Source organism: Pseudomonas sp. CM27, assembly GCF_013179515.1.
Taxonomy (GTDB): Bacteria; Pseudomonadota; Gammaproteobacteria; order Pseudomonadales; family Pseudomonadaceae; genus Aquipseudomonas.
In genome coordinates this window covers 1-16,435 of record NZ_JABMCN010000133.1, presented here as the reverse complement: position 1 = coordinate 16,435, position 16,435 = coordinate 1, and the positions used below count along the sequence as shown (strand labels likewise).

The 16,435-nt window shown below is 61.4% G+C and carries 17 protein-coding genes; 2 read left to right on the top strand and 15 right to left on the bottom strand.

All coding sequences use genetic code 11. The features are described from left to right. Together HP547_RS17155 and HP547_RS17150 are read right to left on the bottom strand one after the other, a co-directional pair. A partial coding sequence (locus HP547_RS17155; protein WP_172286913.1) for an ATP-binding cassette domain-containing protein occupies positions 1-410 on the bottom strand: 410 nt, incomplete at its 3' end. Beyond that, positions 407-1,261, bottom strand: a complete 855-nt coding sequence (locus HP547_RS17150) for a putative selenate ABC transporter substrate-binding protein (RefSeq protein ID WP_172221146.1) — start codon at positions 1,259-1,261, stop codon at positions 407-409. The genes HP547_RS17155 and HP547_RS17150, both read right to left, overlap by 4 nt. A gap of 123 nt (positions 1,262-1,384) precedes the next feature. Between HP547_RS17150 and selD the strand changes: the two genes are divergently transcribed. Then, complete coding sequence (selD, locus tag HP547_RS17145) at positions 1,385-2,419, top strand: selenide, water dikinase SelD (RefSeq protein WP_172286912.1); 1,035 nt, start codon at positions 1,385-1,387, stop codon at positions 2,417-2,419. Next, complete coding sequence (gene mnmH / locus HP547_RS17140) at positions 2,419-3,531, top strand: tRNA 2-selenouridine(34) synthase MnmH (RefSeq protein WP_172221151.1); 1,113 nt, start codon at positions 2,419-2,421, stop codon at positions 3,529-3,531. The genes selD and mnmH overlap by 1 nt, the downstream gene beginning before the upstream one ends. A 162-nt stretch (positions 3,532-3,693) precedes the next feature. Here the strand turns inward: mnmH and HP547_RS17135 are convergent, their stop codons facing one another. The 13 genes from HP547_RS17135 to hmpA form a co-directional block, all read right to left on the bottom strand. Beyond that, a complete protein-coding gene (locus HP547_RS17135) occupies positions 3,694-4,080 on the bottom strand; it encodes a lysozyme inhibitor LprI family protein (protein WP_172221154.1) in 387 nt (128 codons plus the stop codon). 20 nt (positions 4,081-4,100) lie between these two features. Next, positions 4,101-4,640, bottom strand: coding sequence for a hypothetical protein (locus tag HP547_RS17130; RefSeq protein ID WP_172286911.1), 540 nt, complete (start codon positions 4,638-4,640; stop codon positions 4,101-4,103). A gap of 222 nt (positions 4,641-4,862) precedes the next feature. Then, positions 4,863-5,426: a GNAT family N-acetyltransferase gene (locus HP547_RS17125; protein ID WP_172221160.1), complete on the bottom strand. Its 564-nt coding sequence runs from the start codon at positions 5,424-5,426 to the stop codon at positions 4,863-4,865. A 194-nt stretch (positions 5,427-5,620) separates the two neighbouring features. Next, positions 5,621-6,004, bottom strand: a complete 384-nt coding sequence (locus HP547_RS17120; protein WP_172221163.1) for a YkgJ family cysteine cluster protein — start codon at positions 6,002-6,004, stop codon at positions 5,621-5,623. Between the two features lie 159 nt (positions 6,005-6,163). Further along, a complete protein-coding gene (locus tag HP547_RS17115; RefSeq protein WP_172286910.1) occupies positions 6,164-7,291 on the bottom strand; it encodes a hypothetical protein in 1,128 nt (375 codons plus the stop codon). 114 nt (positions 7,292-7,405) lie between these two features. Next, on the bottom strand, positions 7,406-8,614 hold the full coding sequence (gene alaC, locus HP547_RS17110) for an alanine transaminase (protein ID WP_172221169.1): 1,209 nt from the start codon (positions 8,612-8,614) through the stop codon (positions 7,406-7,408). A gap of 331 nt (positions 8,615-8,945) precedes the next feature. Next, a complete protein-coding gene (gene cyoE, locus HP547_RS17105) occupies positions 8,946-9,833 on the bottom strand; it encodes a heme o synthase (protein ID WP_172286909.1) in 888 nt (295 codons plus the stop codon). A gap of 11 nt (positions 9,834-9,844) precedes the next feature. After that, on the bottom strand, positions 9,845-10,177 hold the full coding sequence (cyoD, locus tag HP547_RS17100; RefSeq protein ID WP_172221175.1) for a cytochrome o ubiquinol oxidase subunit IV: 333 nt from the start codon (positions 10,175-10,177) through the stop codon (positions 9,845-9,847). Continuing rightward, the gene (cyoC, locus tag HP547_RS17095) at positions 10,177-10,803 is read right to left on the bottom strand and encodes a cytochrome o ubiquinol oxidase subunit III (RefSeq protein WP_172221178.1); all 627 of its coding nucleotides are present in this window, start codon (positions 10,801-10,803) and stop codon (positions 10,177-10,179) included. The genes cyoD and cyoC overlap by 1 nt, the downstream gene beginning before the upstream one ends. Positions 10,804-10,806: 3 nt before the next feature. After that, positions 10,807-12,825, bottom strand: a complete 2,019-nt coding sequence (gene cyoB / locus HP547_RS17090) for a cytochrome o ubiquinol oxidase subunit I (RefSeq protein WP_172221181.1) — start codon at positions 12,823-12,825, stop codon at positions 10,807-10,809. A 3-nt stretch (positions 12,826-12,828) separates the two neighbouring features. Then, positions 12,829-13,773, bottom strand: a complete 945-nt coding sequence (cyoA, locus tag HP547_RS17085) for a ubiquinol oxidase subunit II (RefSeq protein ID WP_172221184.1) — start codon at positions 13,771-13,773, stop codon at positions 12,829-12,831. Between the two features lie 558 nt (positions 13,774-14,331). Beyond that, positions 14,332-14,838 (bottom strand): disulfide bond formation protein B, encoded by a 507-nt coding sequence (locus tag HP547_RS17080; protein WP_172221187.1) that lies wholly within the window; start codon positions 14,836-14,838, stop codon positions 14,332-14,334. A gap of 454 nt (positions 14,839-15,292) precedes the next feature. Further along, the coding region (gene hmpA / locus HP547_RS17075; RefSeq protein ID WP_172286908.1) for an NO-inducible flavohemoprotein at positions 15,293-16,435 on the bottom strand (1,143 nt) is incomplete at its 5' end.

Here is a 16,435-nt window from a genome sequence, read left to right as displayed (position 1 = left end):
TCTGCCAGAACCTGGCGCGCCCCCGGTACATCGCTGGGGTACAGCAGGTTGAGCAAGCCGCGCAGCATTCCCCACTGCCCCAGGCGGCCGGCCAGCACCGCTGTCACCACTCGCTGGCGCGGCGGCAACGGCGGTGCCTGGTGCACCAGGCCTACCTGCGCCCGCAGGCGCTGACGTGCCCTGGCCGACAATGCCCACGGCTGCTCGCCGAGCAGCTCCAGGCGACCGCTGCCAGGCCGAATAGCCGAAGCCATCAGGTGCAGCAGGCTCGACTTGCCCGCCCCCGACGGCCCGATTATGGCGACACGCTCGCCCTGCTCGATGCACAGGCTCACCGCGTCAAGCGCACGCACCTGGCCATGACGCAGCCCGGCACTGTGCAGATGGATAGCCACGTTGGAAGCAGTCACTTGAGCAGACCGGCCTCGCGTGCAGCTTGCTCGGTGCCCACGTAGTTTTCAGGCTTGGTCTCGATGAAGCGGCTGGCAGCCTGCAGGTCGAGGATCGCCTTGTGCTCCGGGTTGGCCGGGTCGAGGTCGAGGAAAGCCTTCTTGATCTTCTCTTTCAGCGCCGGCTCCATATTGCCGCGCACGGTCCAGTTGTAGTCGAAATAGGTCGGGGTGGTAGCGAACACCTTCACCTTGCCGGTATCGACCTTGCCGGCATCCACCAGCTTCTGCCACACGCTGGCATTGAGCACACCACCGTCCACCTTGCCGGCCTGCACCCAGGCCACGGTGGCGTCGTGGGCACCGGAATAGGCCACTCGGCTGAAGTAGTCCTCGGGCTTGATGTTGTCCTGCTTGAGCATGAAGTAACGCGGCATAAGGCTGCCCGAAGTGGACGAGATGGAGCCGAAGGCGAACGATTTGCCCTTGAGGTCGCTGAGGCTTTTCACGTCAGGGTTGGCGGTGATGAACTTGGAGGTGAACTGCGCATCCTGCTCACGCTGCACCAGCGGGGTTGCCTTCGGGTCCTTCAGGTGCACCTGGACAAAGGTGAAGCCGCCCAGCCAGGCCAGGTCCAGCCGGTCGGCAGCCAGCGACTCGACCACCGCCGGGTAGTCGGCTACCGGCACAAACTTCACCTCCATGCCCAGTTGCCTGGCCAGGTACTCGCCCAATGGCTTGAACTTGCGCTGCAATTCGGTCGGCGCTTCGTCGGGGATGGCGCTGACCCGCAGGGTTTCGGCGGCCTGGGCGACTACGGCACAACAAGACAGCACGAGGCCGGCGGCGAGCGCCAAGGGGCGTTTGAGCATGGGTGATCTCCGGTTCAATGGCGAGAAGAGCAGCGGGTAGCTGACCCGCAGAAGTATAAGAGCCACAGCCCCAAAGGCCAGCTTTGCTACAATCGCGCAACAATTTGACCTGCCGAGGTGCGTATGAGCGAGCCGATTCGCCTGACCCAGTACAGCCATGGTGCCGGCTGTGGCTGCAAGATTTCCCCCAAGGTGCTGGACGTGATCCTCGCCGAGAGCGGCGCCCAGACCCTGGACCCGAAACTGTGGGTCGGTAACGCCTCGCGCGACGACGCAGCCGTGTACGCGCTGGACGAAGAGCGCGGTGTGGTCTCCACCACCGACTTCTTCATGCCGATTGTCGATGACCCCTACGATTTCGGCCGCATCGCCGCCACCAATGCCATCAGCGACATCTACGCCATGGGCGGTGATCCGCTGATGGCCATTGCCATCCTCGGCTGGCCGGTCAACGTACTGCCACCGGAAGTCGCCCGCGAAGTGATCCGCGGTGGCCGTGCGGTGTGCGCCGAAGCCGGCATCCCGCTGGCCGGCGGCCACTCCATCGACGCCCCCGAGCCAATCTTCGGCCTGGCCGTGACCGGCGTGGTCAGCAAGCGCCACCTCAAGCGCAACGACACCGCCACCGTGGGCTGCCAGCTTTACCTGACCAAGCCGTTGGGCATCGGCATCCTCACCACCGCCGAGAAAAAGACCAAACTGCGCGCACAGGACCAGGGCCTGGCCCGCGACTGGATGTGCACCCTCAACACCCCCGGCAGCCGCTTCGGCAAACTCGATGGGGTCAAGGCCATGACCGACGTCACCGGTTTCGGCCTGCTCGGCCATCTGGTGGAGCTGGCCGAAGGCAGCGGCCTTACCGCGCACCTGGACTACGCCGCCGTGCCGCGCCTGCCCAGCGTGGACCATTACCTGGCCGAGGGCTGCATCCCTGGTGGCACCCTGCGCAACTTCGACAGCTACGGCCACAAGATCGGCGCCCTCGGCGACGACCAGAAGCACCTGTTGTGCGACCCGCAAACCAGCGGCGGTCTGCTGGTGGCGGTGGCCCCGGAAGCTGTAACCGAATTCCTCGCGGTGGCCGCAGAGCTGGGCCTGAAACTGTCGCCGATCGGCACGCTGGTCGAGCGACAGAGCCACGCAGTCGAGGTGATCTGATGCGCCCCGACTGCACCGATTTTGCCCAGCTGTTCCTCGACGACGTGCCGATGATGGACATGCGTGCCCCGGTCGAATTCGCCAAAGGCGCCTTCCCGGGTGTGGTCAACCTGCCGCTGATGAATGACCAGGAGCGGCAGAAGGTCGGCACCTGCTACAAGCAGCAGGGCCAGGCTGCCGCCATCGCCCTGGGCCACCAGCTTGTCAGCGGCGCCACCAGACAGGCACGCCTGGACGCCTGGGTGGCGTTCACCCAGGCCCACCCCGAGGGCTACCTGTACTGCTTCCGTGGCGGCCTGCGCTCGCAGATCGTGCAGGGCTGGCTGCGCGATGAGGCGGGTATCCGCTACCCGCGCATCAAAGGTGGCTACAAGGCCATGCGCACCTTTTTGCTGGAGACCACCCAGCAGGCGGTCGAGCAGTGCGATTTCGTGCTGCTGGGCGGCCTGACCGGCACCGGCAAGACCGACGTGCTACACCAGCTGGGCAACGTGCTGGACCTGGAAGGCCATGCCAATCATCGTGGTTCCAGCTTTGGCAAGCGCGCCACTGCGCAACCAGCTCAGATCGACTTCGAAAACCAGCTGGCAATCGATGTGCTGAAGAAACGCGCCAGGGGCATCGGGCAGTTTGTGCTTGAAGATGAAGGGCGCATCGTTGGCAGCTGCACCGTACCCTTGGCGTTGTACCAAGGTATGCAGCAGTACCCGCTGGTGTGGCTGGAAGACAGTTTCGCCAACCGCGTCGAGCGCATTCTGCGCGACTACGTGGTCAACCTGAGTGCCGAGTTCGTCAGCGTGCATGGCGAAGAAGATGGCCGCCGCCTGTTTGCCGAGCGAATGCTGCAAAGCATGGCCAATATCCACAAACGTCTTGGTGGCGAACGTTACCAGAGGTTGTCGGAGACCCTGCGCCAGGCCCTGGAAGAACAGCAGCGCAGCGGCGCGGTGGACCTGCACCGGGGCTGGATCGAAGGCTTGCTCAACGAATATTACGACCCGATGTATGCCTACCAGCGCGATGCCAAAGCCGAGCGCATCGAGTTTGCCGGGGATGCCGTGGAAGTGCGCGAGTACCTCAAGGCCCGGGCGCTTCGCGAACCCCGCATCTGACAGGCGCTGCAAAACCTGTAGGAGCGGCCTTGCGTCGCGAAAGGGCTGCGCAGCAGCCCCGGCTATTGCTGCCTTGATGCTGACATCCCGGGGCCGCTTTGCGGCCCTTTCGCGACACAAGGCCGCTCCTACAAGGGCGGGCCAATCATTTCTGAAAAGGCTCTACAGCCCCGGGCTAAGCACCCGCTCCAGCTCGGCCGCCCGGTCGCGGGTCATGTCCATCATGCATGAACCACCCTCCAGCTGCGCCATGGTCCCGCCACTGGCCTGCACATGGAACTGGCAATTACCATCGCGGTAGGCCAGCCACTTGCGCTGTACATCGCGCAAGCTCTTCTGCTGCCCGGCATCCAGCTTGCCCATCAGTTGCTTGTACACACGGTTCAAGCGCTGGTCCTGCACGTGTGTCTCGGCCCCGATGCATTCACTCATGGCCACAGTACTGGAGGCCTTGTCCATGCACTGTCCATAGGCCGGCGTGTAGTCCTCCGCCACCGCCATTGGCAGCACGCCGGCCAGTGCCAGGCCTGCCAGATAATGCTTGATCATGCGAATCCTCCTTGTGGATATCACAGCGTCTGCGGCTGCTCAGGCGGCATCAGCACCTTGCCCGGCTCGAAGCGCAACGAGGGCATTTGAGTCGCCGTATACAAGGCCACGCCCAACGCCGCAATCAGCACCACGTCGAGCCAGCTCCAGCCCGGCATGTCGTCGGCGCTACGCGCCTTCCAGCAATGCCAGGCCTGGCCCAGGCAGAACACCACTATCGCCGCCAGCCACAGGTAGAAGCCAAGACCAAAACCGGTCAGGTCATGGAATTCATAGGTCTGGTTATCCGGCAAACGGGTGATGCCGAAGCTGCTGGCCGCCAGGTACAGCGCTGCCAGCCCGGCCAGCAACGCCAGCCGGCGGAGCCGCCGATGCGCAAGGATGGCGACGGCCAGCAGCGGGTTGGCAAACCACTGGTACAAGCCGAAGGGCATGCCCCATGGCCCGTACAGCAGCATCTGCAGCGCAGGCATGTGGCGCCCGCCGCTCATCAGTGCACCGTCGAAAAACAGGGCGAGCAGGTACAGCAGCAGGCTGATGCTCAGGTAGAAAACGGGCAAGGGACACACCTGGGGAAAACGGGACAGACTGCGACCTTAACCCAGGCCCTGCCCCGCCACCAAACCTTCAGTAACTGCCGCGCAGGGTCACCATGAAATTGCGTGGTTCGCCGTAGTAGTTGCCATAGGTCGAAGTGCCCACGGTCTTGGTGGGTCGGCTACGGGTATGGAGCACGGGCCACAAGTGAGAATTGTGCCCGAACAGTAGTTGCCGCCATGAGACTATGCAACCGGTGGCTCCAGCAATAATCCGTAGATACCCGAGTCGGACAGTTCACCCGCCACGCACCAACGCGCCCGCAGGGTGCCTTCCAGCACGAAGCCCTGCCGTTCGAGGGTACGTGCCGAGCCTTGGTTGCGCGGGTCGATCTCGCCTTCCAGGCGGCGCATGTGCAGGGTATGGGCGAGGTAGTCGATGAAGCAGGTCAGCGCTTCGTCCATGTAGCCCCTGCCCTGCACCGCGCTGGCCAGGCAGTAGCCGATTTCGCCGCGGCGGGAGATGTCGTCGATGTTGAACAGCTGGACCATGCCGATGAGTTCGCCGTTGTCGCGGCGGTACATGCCGAGCTTGAGCTGATCACCGCTGGCATAGGCTTCGCGGTCGGCGGCCAGGGCGCTTTCGGCCTCGGCCAGGTCATGCCAGGGGGCATGGTGCCAATAACGCATGACCTCGGGGTCGGCCATGATCGCCAGCCACTGCGCGGCATCGGCATGGCGCATGGGGCGCAACTGCAGGCGCGGGCTGTCGAGGCAGAGGTCACTGGGGAAACTGCGGGGTGGGGTCACGCCGGATCTCCTGTCCATTGCTGGGGAGATGACAGTTTAACTTCATGTGCAAGGTTCGGGCATCCCGGGGCTGCTTTGCAGCCCATCGCCGGCAAGCCAGCTCCCACAAGGTCTCCACAGGGCCTGAGCCTCGTGCAGTACCTGTGGGAGTTGGCTTGCCGGCGATGAGGCCAGTGCAGGCGAGCAACAATGCCTCAGGCCACCTCAGCCCCATCATCCGGCCAGTGCGGTTCGTTGGCCCCCGGCGGGGTGAGCGGTGGCAGCCCGTACGCCGCCCGCGCATCATCACAGCTGGGGTTATGCACCCCACCCTCCCACGAAGCATCAAACTCGCGGCAAGGGCTGGAGCGATTGGCATAGATGGTACAGGCCACCTCTTTACCAATCTCGCCAGCAAGGCTGACACAGCGGCAAGGCTTGGCATCGGTGCCAATCATGGCAACGCGGGTTGGGTTGATCTGGACCACCAAATCGTCCGGCACAACGCCCCCGGCAGACTGGCATTCGCCCCAGAAGAAGGACACACGGAAGTACCCGCAGCAGGCGCCGCAGTCAAGGCAAGGGTTATATTCGGACATGGTGCCACGGAGGGAAGGTTGTTGTTATCGGGTCTGGCCCGCGGCGCCATTTTTAATCCAAGCGGGGCCGGCTGGATAGAGGGCAGACGTAAAAAAAGTTGCCGCTGATCCGGCGCACGGGTGCGAGCGGCCAGTGACGTCACCGGCCGCCCGCTGCCGTCAGCTGATAGCCTTGTAGGTGCTGGCATTCCAGCGTTGCAAGGCCAACCCCTCGCGGGGGTGATAGGCGTTGCCCTGCACCTTGCTGAAATGCGTGGGGGCCAGGCCGCAATGCACCAGCCGGTCATGCTTTTCACCTTCGGTAAGCACGGTGTACGACTCGTTTCGCATGTCCTGGTAGCGCCCGTCCGCTGCAGCCATCGCCTTGTGGTATTGCATCAACTGGCTATCGTCGAGATTCAGGCGGTTGGCCAGCTGAACGCCCCAGCGAGTCAGGCATACCTCGGCAAAATGGCGCACGATCAGGCCAGGCTCGGCCAACACCTTGCCAACGCCAGCACCATCGGCCGAGGCGTTGCCCACCAGCGTGGCATGGCGCCCTGGCATCGGGTAGACGCAGATACGCGTGCTGCCGTGGACTGACGGGATGACACAGGCAAACCCTCTGGAGCGCTCATCCCGGGAATAGAAGCCTACGTATTCCCGGACATTGGCAGCCAACGTTACCCGCTCGGACTGCACATTGCCGACCCCAGGCACTGGATCAATCGCGAATATGTTCACAGGTATCCCCCGCAGTGCAGGGTCGTTCGCCATGGCGTTGGCCAACATGTGGCAGCTGATCCCTCCCCTGCTCCATCCCACCAGGTTGACCTGGGTTGGCAGACGTGGCTCGCGGAACATGCTGATGATGCGCTTCTGCAGCTCCTGCGGGGTCGGCTGACGTACTCCATAGTCGTAAGTGCGCCAGAACCAGGAGGCCGTGGAAGCAGCATCCGGTATCGGCACACCGGCGTCTTTCAGCCGTTCATATTCATCTTCGCTCAGTTTGCTGCGCTGCCAGCTGGTTTCACCCTTTATCAGCTGCAGCACATGGTTGACGTTCTCTTCCCAGCCGCGCCCGAACAGCTGGCCGCTCCAGTTGTAGTAACTGCCAGGCTCGACGAACAGGTTGTCATCCTGAAGGTTGCCGCTACCTGGACCGTCCACGGCTATCCAGTGGGCGAACTCGCGGCCCTGATCGTTGCTGGCAAGGGTCGAGACCAGTTCGCCGTTCCAGAAGTTGGGGTTGGCATCGTCGAAGCGGTGCGAGCCGGTGCCGCAGAAATAGGCGGTGAAGACACTCATGGGGGATCTCTTCGCTGAGAAATGAGTGCTGAAGATAGGTAGGCTGAGGCGTGGGATGCAGGCGGAAAGCTCGCCCGGCTGAAGATTCCGGGGCTGCTTTGCAGCCCCGGTTGCTTACTTGCGGCCGAGGCCGTCAGCCCGGAACATCTGACGGATACCGCGAATGGCCTGGCGAATGCGGTCCTGGTTTTCGATCAGGGCAAAGCGCACATGGTCGTCGCCATACTCACCAAAGCCGATACCCGGCGACACGCATACCTTGGCCTCGGCCAGCAGCTTCTTGGCGAACTCCAGCGAGCCGAGGTGCGCGTATTCCGGCGGGATCTTCGCCCACACGTACATCGACGCCTTGGGGTTCTCGACCATCCAGCCCAGTTCGTGCAGGCCCTTCACCAACAGGTTGCGGCGTTGGCGGTACTGCTCGGCAATATCGCGCACGCATTGCTGGTCGCCTTCCAGCGCGGCGATGGCCGCTACCTGCAAGGGGGTGAAGGTGCCGTAGTCGTGGTAGCTCTTGATCCGGGCCAGGGCGCTGACCAGTTCGGGATTGCCGACCATGAAGCCGATTCGCCAGCCAGCCATGTTGTAACTCTTCGACAGGGTGAAGAACTCCACCGCAATGTCTTTGGCGCCTGGCACCTGCATGATCGATGGGGCCTTCCAGCCGTCGTAGACGATGTCGGCATAGGCAAGGTCGTGGACCACCAGCACGTCATACTGCTTGGCCAGGGCCACCACACGCTCGAAGAAGTCCAGCTCCACGCACTGGGCAGTCGGGTTGGACGGAAAGCCGAGGATCATCATCTTCGGCTTGGGGATCGACTCGCGGATGGCCCGCTCAAGCTCGTTGAAGAAGTCCACACCCGGCACCAGCGGCACGGAGCGCACCTGGGCACCGGCAATCACTGCACCGTAGATATGGATCGGGTAGCTGGGGTTGGGCACCAGTACCGTATCGCCCTGATCAAGGGTGGCCAGCATCAGGTGGGCCAGGCCCTCTTTCGAGCCGATGGTGACGATGGCTTCGCTTTCCGGGTCGATGTCGACCTCGTAGCGTTCCTTGTACCAGTTGGAGATGGCCCGGCGCAGGCGCGGGATACCGCGGGAGGTGGAGTAGCCGTGGGTGTCTTCACGCTGGGCGACCTGCACCAGCTTCTCGACGATGTGCGGCGGGGTGGCGCCATCGGGGTTGCCCATGCTCAGGTCGATGATGTCCTCGCCACGGCGGCGGGCAGCCATCTTGAGCTCGGCAGTGATGTTGAAGACGTAAGGGGGGAGACGATCGATGCGCGCAAAGCGGCGCGGCGAACCTGGGTTGGCCATGGCTTCCTCTGAATACGTAAGCGCCCGGAACCGTCCGAGCGACGTTGGCCGATGTGGCGGCCTGGATCAGAAGATAGTGCCGAAACAGGATGCATGTAAAGGACAATTTCCTGTTTTTTTAGATTTTTTCAGATGTATTTTTTAAAATCAGGGATTTATTTCTTCAGGCATGGCCTCTTCGCGGGTGAACCCGCTCCCACAGGGATATCAAAACCCTCAAGCTTGTGGAGATCCTGTGGGAGCGGGTTCACCCGCGAAGAGGCCGGCCCAGGAAAAACCCATAAAAAAACCCCGGCACATGTCCGGGGTTTTCGTGAAACAGGCAGCTATTTCAGCGTGCGTAAGTCATCAGCACGTCCGCAGCCGTTTGGCTGTCCACACCCATCATCACGCTCAGGGCAGTGACGGTGAGGATGGAGAAGCCGAACACCTTGCGCGCCCACTTGCTGTCGTCCTCGGCCTTGTAGCCACCCCATGCCATGTACAGCCAGTACAGGCCCATGGCAGCTGCCACGGCCAGGTAGCCGAGGCCGGCGTAACCGCCGACGGTAAGCATCAAGGTGGCGAGCACGAACGCCAGCACGTACAGCACGATCTGCTTCTTCGCGGCAAGGATACCGCGTGCCACCGGCAGGACCGGAATATTGGCAGCACTGTAATCCTTGAAGCGGAAGATCGCGATGGCAAAGCTGTGCGGCATCTGCCACAGGCTGAACATCACCAGCAGGGTTACCGCAGCCAGGTCGAAGCTGTTGCTCACGGCGCAGTAGCCGATCACCGGAGGCATGGCACCGGACAGGCTGCCGACCAAGGTGCCGTGCACCGATTTGCGCTTCAGCCACAGGCTGTAGAAACCGACGTAGACAACGAAGCCGATCAGCGCACAGAACGCCGCCAGCGGGTTGGCCTGGACATACAGCAGGCTGAAACCCGCCACCCCGAGCAGGGTGGCGTAGATCAGCGCGAGGGGCAGCGACATGCCGCCCTGAACCATGACGCGGTTCTTGGTGCGCTCCATCTTGTGGTCGATGTCACGGTCGATGCAGTTGTTGAACACGCATCCGGACGCCACCACCAGCGAAGTACCGATCACCACCGCCAGGAACAGGGCGAAATCCACATGGCCCTTCGAGGCAAGGAAGAAACCGCCTGCCACGGAAAGCACGTTACCGAAAATGATCCCCGGTTTGGTGATTTGGATAAAGTGCTTAACGGACATGCAGTCTTACCTCACTTGGCCATCATTTCGATGTGGATGTTGAACATGATCCACAGCGACAGGCCGACCAGCAGTGCAATAACCATCACGGTGAACAGGAACGTCGACACGTTGTTGCGTTGCTCTTTCGAGCGGTCCATGTGCAGGAAGTACACCAGGTGTACGACTACCTGGATCACGGCCATGGCAACGATGATCAGAACGGTCAGGTTCTTCGGCAAGCTGGCGGTCATCGCCAGCGCGAACGGGATCGCGGTCAGGATGATCGACAGTACAAAGCCGATCATGTACGACTTGACGCTACCGTGATTACCTTCGTGATGAGTGTCGTGTGCGTTAGCCATTACAGAACCCCCAGCAGGTAAACGACGGTGAATACGCAGATCCAGACCACGTCCAGGAAGTGCCAGAACAGGCTCAGGCAGCTCATGCGGGTCTTGGCGGTCGGCGTGATGCCGTGCTTGCTGATCTGGTACATCATGATTGCCATCCAGATCAGACCAGCAGTCACGTGCAGGCCGTGGGTACCGACCAGCGCGAAGAACGCCGACAGGAAGCCACTGCGCTGCGGGCCGAAGCCTTCGCTGATCAGGTGATGGAATTCATAGATTTCCATCGCGATGAAGCCTGCACCGAACAGGAAGGTCACAGCCAACCAGCCCAGTACGCCTGCTTTCTTGCCATCGAACATCTTCAGCATGGCGAAGCCGAAGGTGATCGAGGACAGCAGCAGGAACAGCGTTTCAACAGCTACGAAATCGAGCTGGAAGATGTCATGACCCGACGGGCCGCCGGCAAAACTGCCGGACAGCACCGCGTAGGTGGCGAAGAGCGACGCAAACAGGATGCAGTCGGTCATCAGGTACAGCCAGAAGCCCAGTACGGTCATCTGGCCCGAGTCGTGGTGGTGGTCGTCATGCCCATGGTCGTGACCATGAGCAGCGCCGCCGTGCATTACTTGACTGGACATTGATTACACCCGCTCAAACGATTCGACACGTGCGCCGGCAGGCAGAGCACCTGCTTTGGCCAGCGCTTTCAGACGCTCGCCTTCGATGCGCGCCACTTCTTCGGCCGGAACCATGTAGCCCTGGTCGTCACGTGCAGCGTGGCGAACGAAGACTGCGATGGTTGCCAACAGGCTCGCGCCCACCAGCCACCAGATGTGCCAGATGAAGGCGAAACCGAACACGGTCAGGAACAGACCCATGAACAGACCGGTGGAGGTGTTGCTCGGCATGTGGATCGCTTCGTACTTGGCCGGAACTTTGTACGCAACACCGGCTTCCTTGGCTTCGTGCCAGGCGTCCAGACCAACTTTCTCAGGCATGTGAGCGAAGTTGTAGAACGGAGGCGGCGACGAAGTGGACCACTCGATGGTACGGCCGCCCCATGGGTCGCCAGTGACGTCCATGTTGTCTTTGCGGTCGCGAACCGACACGTAGATCTGGATCAGCTGGCAAGCGATACCGAACAGGATCAGCACGGCGCCGACAACGGCTACGTACAGGTAGGGTTCCCACAGTGGGTTGTCGGAGTGGTTCAGACGACGGGTCATGCCCATGAAGCCCAGGGCGTACAGCGGCATGAACGCAACGTAGAAGCCCGACAGCCAGAACCAGAAGGCAGCTTTGCCCCACTTCTCGTTCAGGGTGAAGCCGAAGGCTTTCGGGAACCAGAAGGCGAAACCGGCGATGTAGCCGAATACCGCGCCACCGATGATCACGTTGTGGAAGTGCGCAATTACGAACAGGCTGTTGTGCAGGACGAAGTCAGCACCTGGTACGGCCAGCAGTACGCCGGTCATGCCACCGATGGAGAAGGTGACCATGAAGCCCAGGGTCCAGAGCATCGGTGCGGTGAAGCGCACACGGCCCTGATACATGGTGAACAGCCAGTTGAACAGCTTCACACCGGTCGGGATGGAGATCAGCATCGTCGCCAGGCCGAAGAAGGTGTTGACGCTGGCGCCGGCACCCATGGTGAAGAAGTGGTGCAGCCATACCGCAAAGCCGAGGATGGCGATCGCGCCCGATGCGTAGATCATCGAGTGGTGGCCGAACAGGCGTTTGCCAGAGAACGTCGAAGTCACTTCCGAGAACACGCCGAAGGCCGGCAGGATCAGGATGTAGACCTCAGGGTGACCCCACGCCCAGAACAGGTTGACGTACATCATCGGGTTCCCACCAAGCTCGTTGGTGAAAATGTGGAAGTCCAGATAACGGTCAACAGTCAGCAGAGCGAGTGCGGCAGTCAGAATCGGGAACGAAGCAACGATCAGTACGTTGGCCCAGGTGCAGGTCCAGGTGAAGATCGGCATGTCCATCAGCTTCATGCCAGGTGCGCGCATCTTCATCACGGTGACGAGGAAGTTCACACCGGTAAGCGTCGTACCCAGGCCCGATAGCTGTAGCGCCCAGATGTAGTAGTCGACACCTACCCCAGGGCTGTACTGGATGCCTGCGAGCGGCGGATAGGCAACCCAGCCGGTCTTGGCGAATTCACCAACGCCCAGCGAGATGTTGACCAGCAGCACGCCTGCCAGCAGCAGGTAGAAGCTCAGGGAGTTCAGGAACGGGAAGGCAACGTCACGTGCACCGATCTGCAGAGGAACCGCCAGGTTCATCAGGCCGGTGAAGAACGGCATCGCCATGAAGATGATCATGATCACACCGTGAGCGGTGAAGATCTGGTCATAGTGTTCAGGCGGCAGATAGCCTTCGGAGCCACCGGTAGCGGCAGCCAGCTGGGTACGCATCATGATGGCGTCGGCAAAGCCGCGCAGCAGCATGATCATCGCGACGATGATGTACATCACGCCGATCTTTTTGTGGTCGACAGTAGTCAGCCACTCGCTCCACAAGTAGGTCCACTTGCGGAAATAGGTGATAAGACCGACGACAGCGATACCGCCGAGCGCGATCATGGCAAGCGTCACCATGACTATCGGCTCGTGATAGGGTATCGCCTCCAGGCTTAGTTTACCGAACATCTCTTACTCCTCTGCACCGGCAGCTGGTTGCATACTCGTTTCCACACCCTTGGTAGTGGCCAGATCTTTGCTGCCTGCTTCTTCGTGGACCGGCTTGCCGCGGTTCATGCCTTCGTACTTGTCGACGATGGTCTGGAACAGCTCCGCTGGCGCCTCGCTGTACAGCGCGACTGGGACGTATTCGCTAGGCTTGACCAGAGCTTCATACTCGGCCTTGTCCAGCTTCAGCGGCGACTGCTTGACCTCGGCGACCCATGCATCGAAGTCGGCCTGGGAAGTGGCAGTAGCCTTGAATTTCATGCCGGTGAAACCAGCACCGCTGTAGTTGGCGCTGATACCGTCAAACACACCGTTCTCGTTGGCGATCAGGTGCAGTTTGGTGGTCATGCCAGCCATGGCGTAGATCTGGCCACCCAGGCCCGGGATGAAGAACGAGTTCATCACGGCGTCGGAGGTGACGCGGAAGTTGATCGGGGTGTTGGCCGGGAAGTTGATCTTGTTGACCGTAGCGATGCCCTGCTCCGGGTAGATGAACAGCCACTTCCAGTCCAGCGCGACCACGTCGATCTGGATCGGCTTGACGTCCGAATCAAGCGGACGGTAAGGGTCCAGCTTGTGGGTCGACTTGTAGGTGACGTAACCCAGGGCGATGATGATCAGGATCGGGATGATCCACACCGCGGCCTCGATCTTGGTCGAGTGCGACCAGTCGGGGGTGTAGGTGGCTGCCTTGTTGGAAGCACGGTACTTCCAGGCGAACGCCAGGGTCATGATGATGACGGGAATCACCACCAGCAGCATCAGGCCGGTTGCGATCAGGATCAGGTTCTTTTGCTCAATGCCGACCTGGCCCTTCGGGTCGAGCAGGGTCCAGTTGCACCCACTGAGTAAAAGCATGCCTAAAACGGGCAATATGCCAAACAGTCTGGGGTAACGCTTTTTACTCATCTCACGACCTCTAGATCAGCTTGCTTCAATGCAATTTGTGTTTTGGTAGCCAACACTTCGTCCTGCCAAGTGAGGCATTTTTCGCCCGTACTCGCTCCTGCCTGGGGTCCGACTGCAGGACCTTGGCTTCAAACGTGTTGGCGGTGCTTATGGTTTCGTAGGCAACAGGCCTGTACTTCAGACCAAGTCCATTTGGTGCGGGAAACGCGGAGGGGTGTCCGCCCGGTATCGCCGTTGGGCGAAACTTGACGAAGTCAGCAAAAAGGAGCGCTGGGGCTTCCTTCAATCCTGCGACTCGCAAGCAGTGCCGAACGGAAATTGGGGGCGATTGTAGTTAGGTCGCCAACCCTTGACTATGACTTATTGAGCAACAGTCTTTTACAGAATGCGTAACAATGATGCTCAATTATTCAACTTCGCGACAGTTTGTCGCACCCCGCCTGATAGGCTCCAAAGCCGCATTCTGCAAGGCCTCGGGGTTGATCTGGATCAAGCGGTGTGGACATTTTCCCTGTTCTCGTGCGGCGTAAAAGACCACACGCAAATCGGGACTTATGTCTAAGCCTGGCGTCGGTTGCGCAAGATCCCGAGCGGAACCAGGATAGCGGTCAGTACAAAGGCCACAAGCGCCCATTGCGCCAGTGACAGACCGAGAATCGGCGGGTACGGCGTGCTGCAGAAGCCGTCGACCTGGAACGCCAGCGGCCAGACTTTGGCCAGCGGCAGGTCATCCACGATCGGCTGCAGGGTGTCGATGCCGCAACTGACCATGGGGTTGGCGAGTATATACACATGGTTGCCGGCCGCAACGATTCCGCCAATTGCACTGACCACCACCAGCGCCTCGAACAAGGTCAGGCTGCGCCGCCCCGGCATCGCGGCAGCAAGGAAGGCGAATATGGCAATGAACAGCAGCGCGTAGCGCTGCAGGATGCACAACGGGCAAGGGGCCTCACCCAACACCACTTGCATGTAGAGGGCGCCGCCAATCAGCGAAATGCAGATCAGGCCCAACAGCACCAGAAAGCGCCGTTCCCGATTGAGGCGCGAGGTTTGTTCGTTCATTGCCGGTTCCTTCGATGGATAGTGGCAGCGTGGTCCGCCTGCCTTGCGCAAGTCTACACGCTGGGGCAGGGCCTTGGAGCGTGCCGAGGAAGCGGCGTGATAGCACTGCGCAGGGCTATCCGGTGTGGCTGAGACCGGCCGCAACGAGGTCGGTTCAACGTCGGGCGGCAAAAAACGGCTGCCCGGGTGCCGCGCAGGGGCGAGCCCCTCGACACCCGGGAGTGAAGGATACCGTGATTAAAGCAGGATTAAAGGTGAAAGCTGGGTGGGCGGTTTCATCTCTCTTTATATATAGGCAGGAAGGAGAGGTGCGGCCCAGCCACTGAGAATGCATAAGCCTGCACCGGCCCTATCGCCGGCAAGCCAGCTCCCACAGGGAACGCACAGGTCCTGGGGCCTGTGGTGTGCCTGTGGGAGCTGGCTTGCCGGCGATAGGGCCAGTACAGGCACTACATCACTCCAAGGCAGCCGCCGGCCCGAAGAACTCGTAGCGGCTCTGCTGCTCGGGCACACCCAGACCCCTCAGCTGGCGCTTGACCGCCGCCATGAAGGCCTTGGGCCCAAGGAAGTAGGCATCCACGTCACGCTCTAGCGGCAGCCACTCGGCCAGCAGGTCTTCACTCAGCAGGCCCACGGCATCAGCCTGATCAGCACTGTCCTGCTCGGCATAGCAGTAGAAGCGCTTGAGCTGCGGGTGACGTGCGGCCAGCCCGTCGACCCAGTCACGGAAGGCATGCACGGCGCCATTACGCGCACAGTGGATGAAATGCACCTCACGCTGGGTTTGCAGTGCGGCTTGCAGCATCGCCAGGGTCGGGGTAATGCCCACACCACCGCTGATCAGCACCAGCGGCTTGTCGCTGGCAGCCAGGGTGAAGTCACCCGCCGGCGGGAACAACAGCACCGTCTCGCCCACCACACATTCATCGTGCAGGTAGCTGGAGACCTTGCCGCCCGCTTCGCGTTTGACGCTGATGCGGTATTCCTTGCCATCGCACAGCGCCGACAGGGAATAGTTACGACGCTGCTCGGCACCGTCTATGTCCAGCTTCAGGCCAATGTACTGGCCAGGCTCGGCCTTGAGCACCGGTTTGCCATCCACCGGGGCGAAATGGAACGAGACGATTTCGCTGCTTTCCTGCTCACGGCGCACCAGGCGGAATTCGCGGGTACCACGCCAGCCGCCGGCGGCTTCTTCCTTCTGTTTATAGAGGTTTTCTTCGGCCCCAATCAGGATATCGGCCAACTGACCATAGGCCGCGCCCCAGGCTTCGATGACTTCGGGGGTGGCGATTTCCTTGCCCAGCACTTCCTCGATGGCACGCAGCAGGCAGCTGCCGACGATCGGGTAGTGCTCCGGCAGGATCTGCAGGGCAACATGCTTGTTGATGATCTGCCCCACCAGGCCGCCCAACTGCTCCAGCTGGTCGATATGCCGGGCGTACATCAGCACGCCATTGGCCAAGGCCCGCGGCTGGTCACCACTGGCCTGGTGCGCCTGGTTGAACAGCGGGCGTACCTGCGGGTACTCGCTGAGCATCATCTTGTAGAAGTGGGTGGTCAGCGCTTCGCCGCCGGTTTCCAGCAGGGGGACAGT

Bases quoted from the DNA above. Each gene is read 5' to 3' on its own strand.
- HP547_RS17080 (WP_172221187.1), bottom strand. From the start codon at position 14,838: ATGAACGAACAAACCTCGCGCCTCAATCGGGAACGGCGCTTTCTGGTG.
- cyoE (WP_172286909.1), bottom strand. From the start codon at position 9,833: ATGTCCGTTAAGCACTTTATCCAAATCACCAAACCGGGGATCATTTTC.
- HP547_RS17115 (WP_172286910.1), bottom strand. From the start codon at position 7,291: ATGAGTGTCTTCACCGCCTATTTCTGCGGCACCGGCTCGCACCGCTTC.
- alaC (WP_172221169.1), bottom strand. From the start codon at position 8,614: ATGGCCAACCCAGGTTCGCCGCGCCGCTTTGCGCGCATCGATCGTCTC.
- cyoD (WP_172221175.1), bottom strand. From the start codon at position 10,177: ATGGCTAACGCACACGACACTCATCACGAAGGTAATCACGGTAGCGTC.
- cyoB (WP_172221181.1), bottom strand. From the start codon at position 12,825: ATGTTCGGTAAACTAAGCCTGGAGGCGATACCCTATCACGAGCCGATA.
- cyoA (WP_172221184.1), bottom strand. From the start codon at position 13,773: ATGAGTAAAAAGCGTTACCCCAGACTGTTTGGCATATTGCCCGTTTTA.
- HP547_RS17150 (WP_172221146.1), bottom strand. From the start codon at position 1,261: ATGCTCAAACGCCCCTTGGCGCTCGCCGCCGGCCTCGTGCTGTCTTGT.
- selD (WP_172286912.1), top strand. From the start codon at position 1,385: ATGAGCGAGCCGATTCGCCTGACCCAGTACAGCCATGGTGCCGGCTGT.
- HP547_RS17135 (WP_172221154.1), bottom strand. From the start codon at position 4,080: ATGATCAAGCATTATCTGGCAGGCCTGGCACTGGCCGGCGTGCTGCCA.
- cyoC (WP_172221178.1), bottom strand. From the start codon at position 10,803: ATGTCCAGTCAAGTAATGCACGGCGGCGCTGCTCATGGTCACGACCAT.
- HP547_RS17120 (WP_172221163.1), bottom strand. From the start codon at position 6,004: ATGTCCGAATATAACCCTTGCCTTGACTGCGGCGCCTGCTGCGGGTAC.
- mnmH (WP_172221151.1), top strand. From the start codon at position 2,419: ATGCGCCCCGACTGCACCGATTTTGCCCAGCTGTTCCTCGACGACGTG.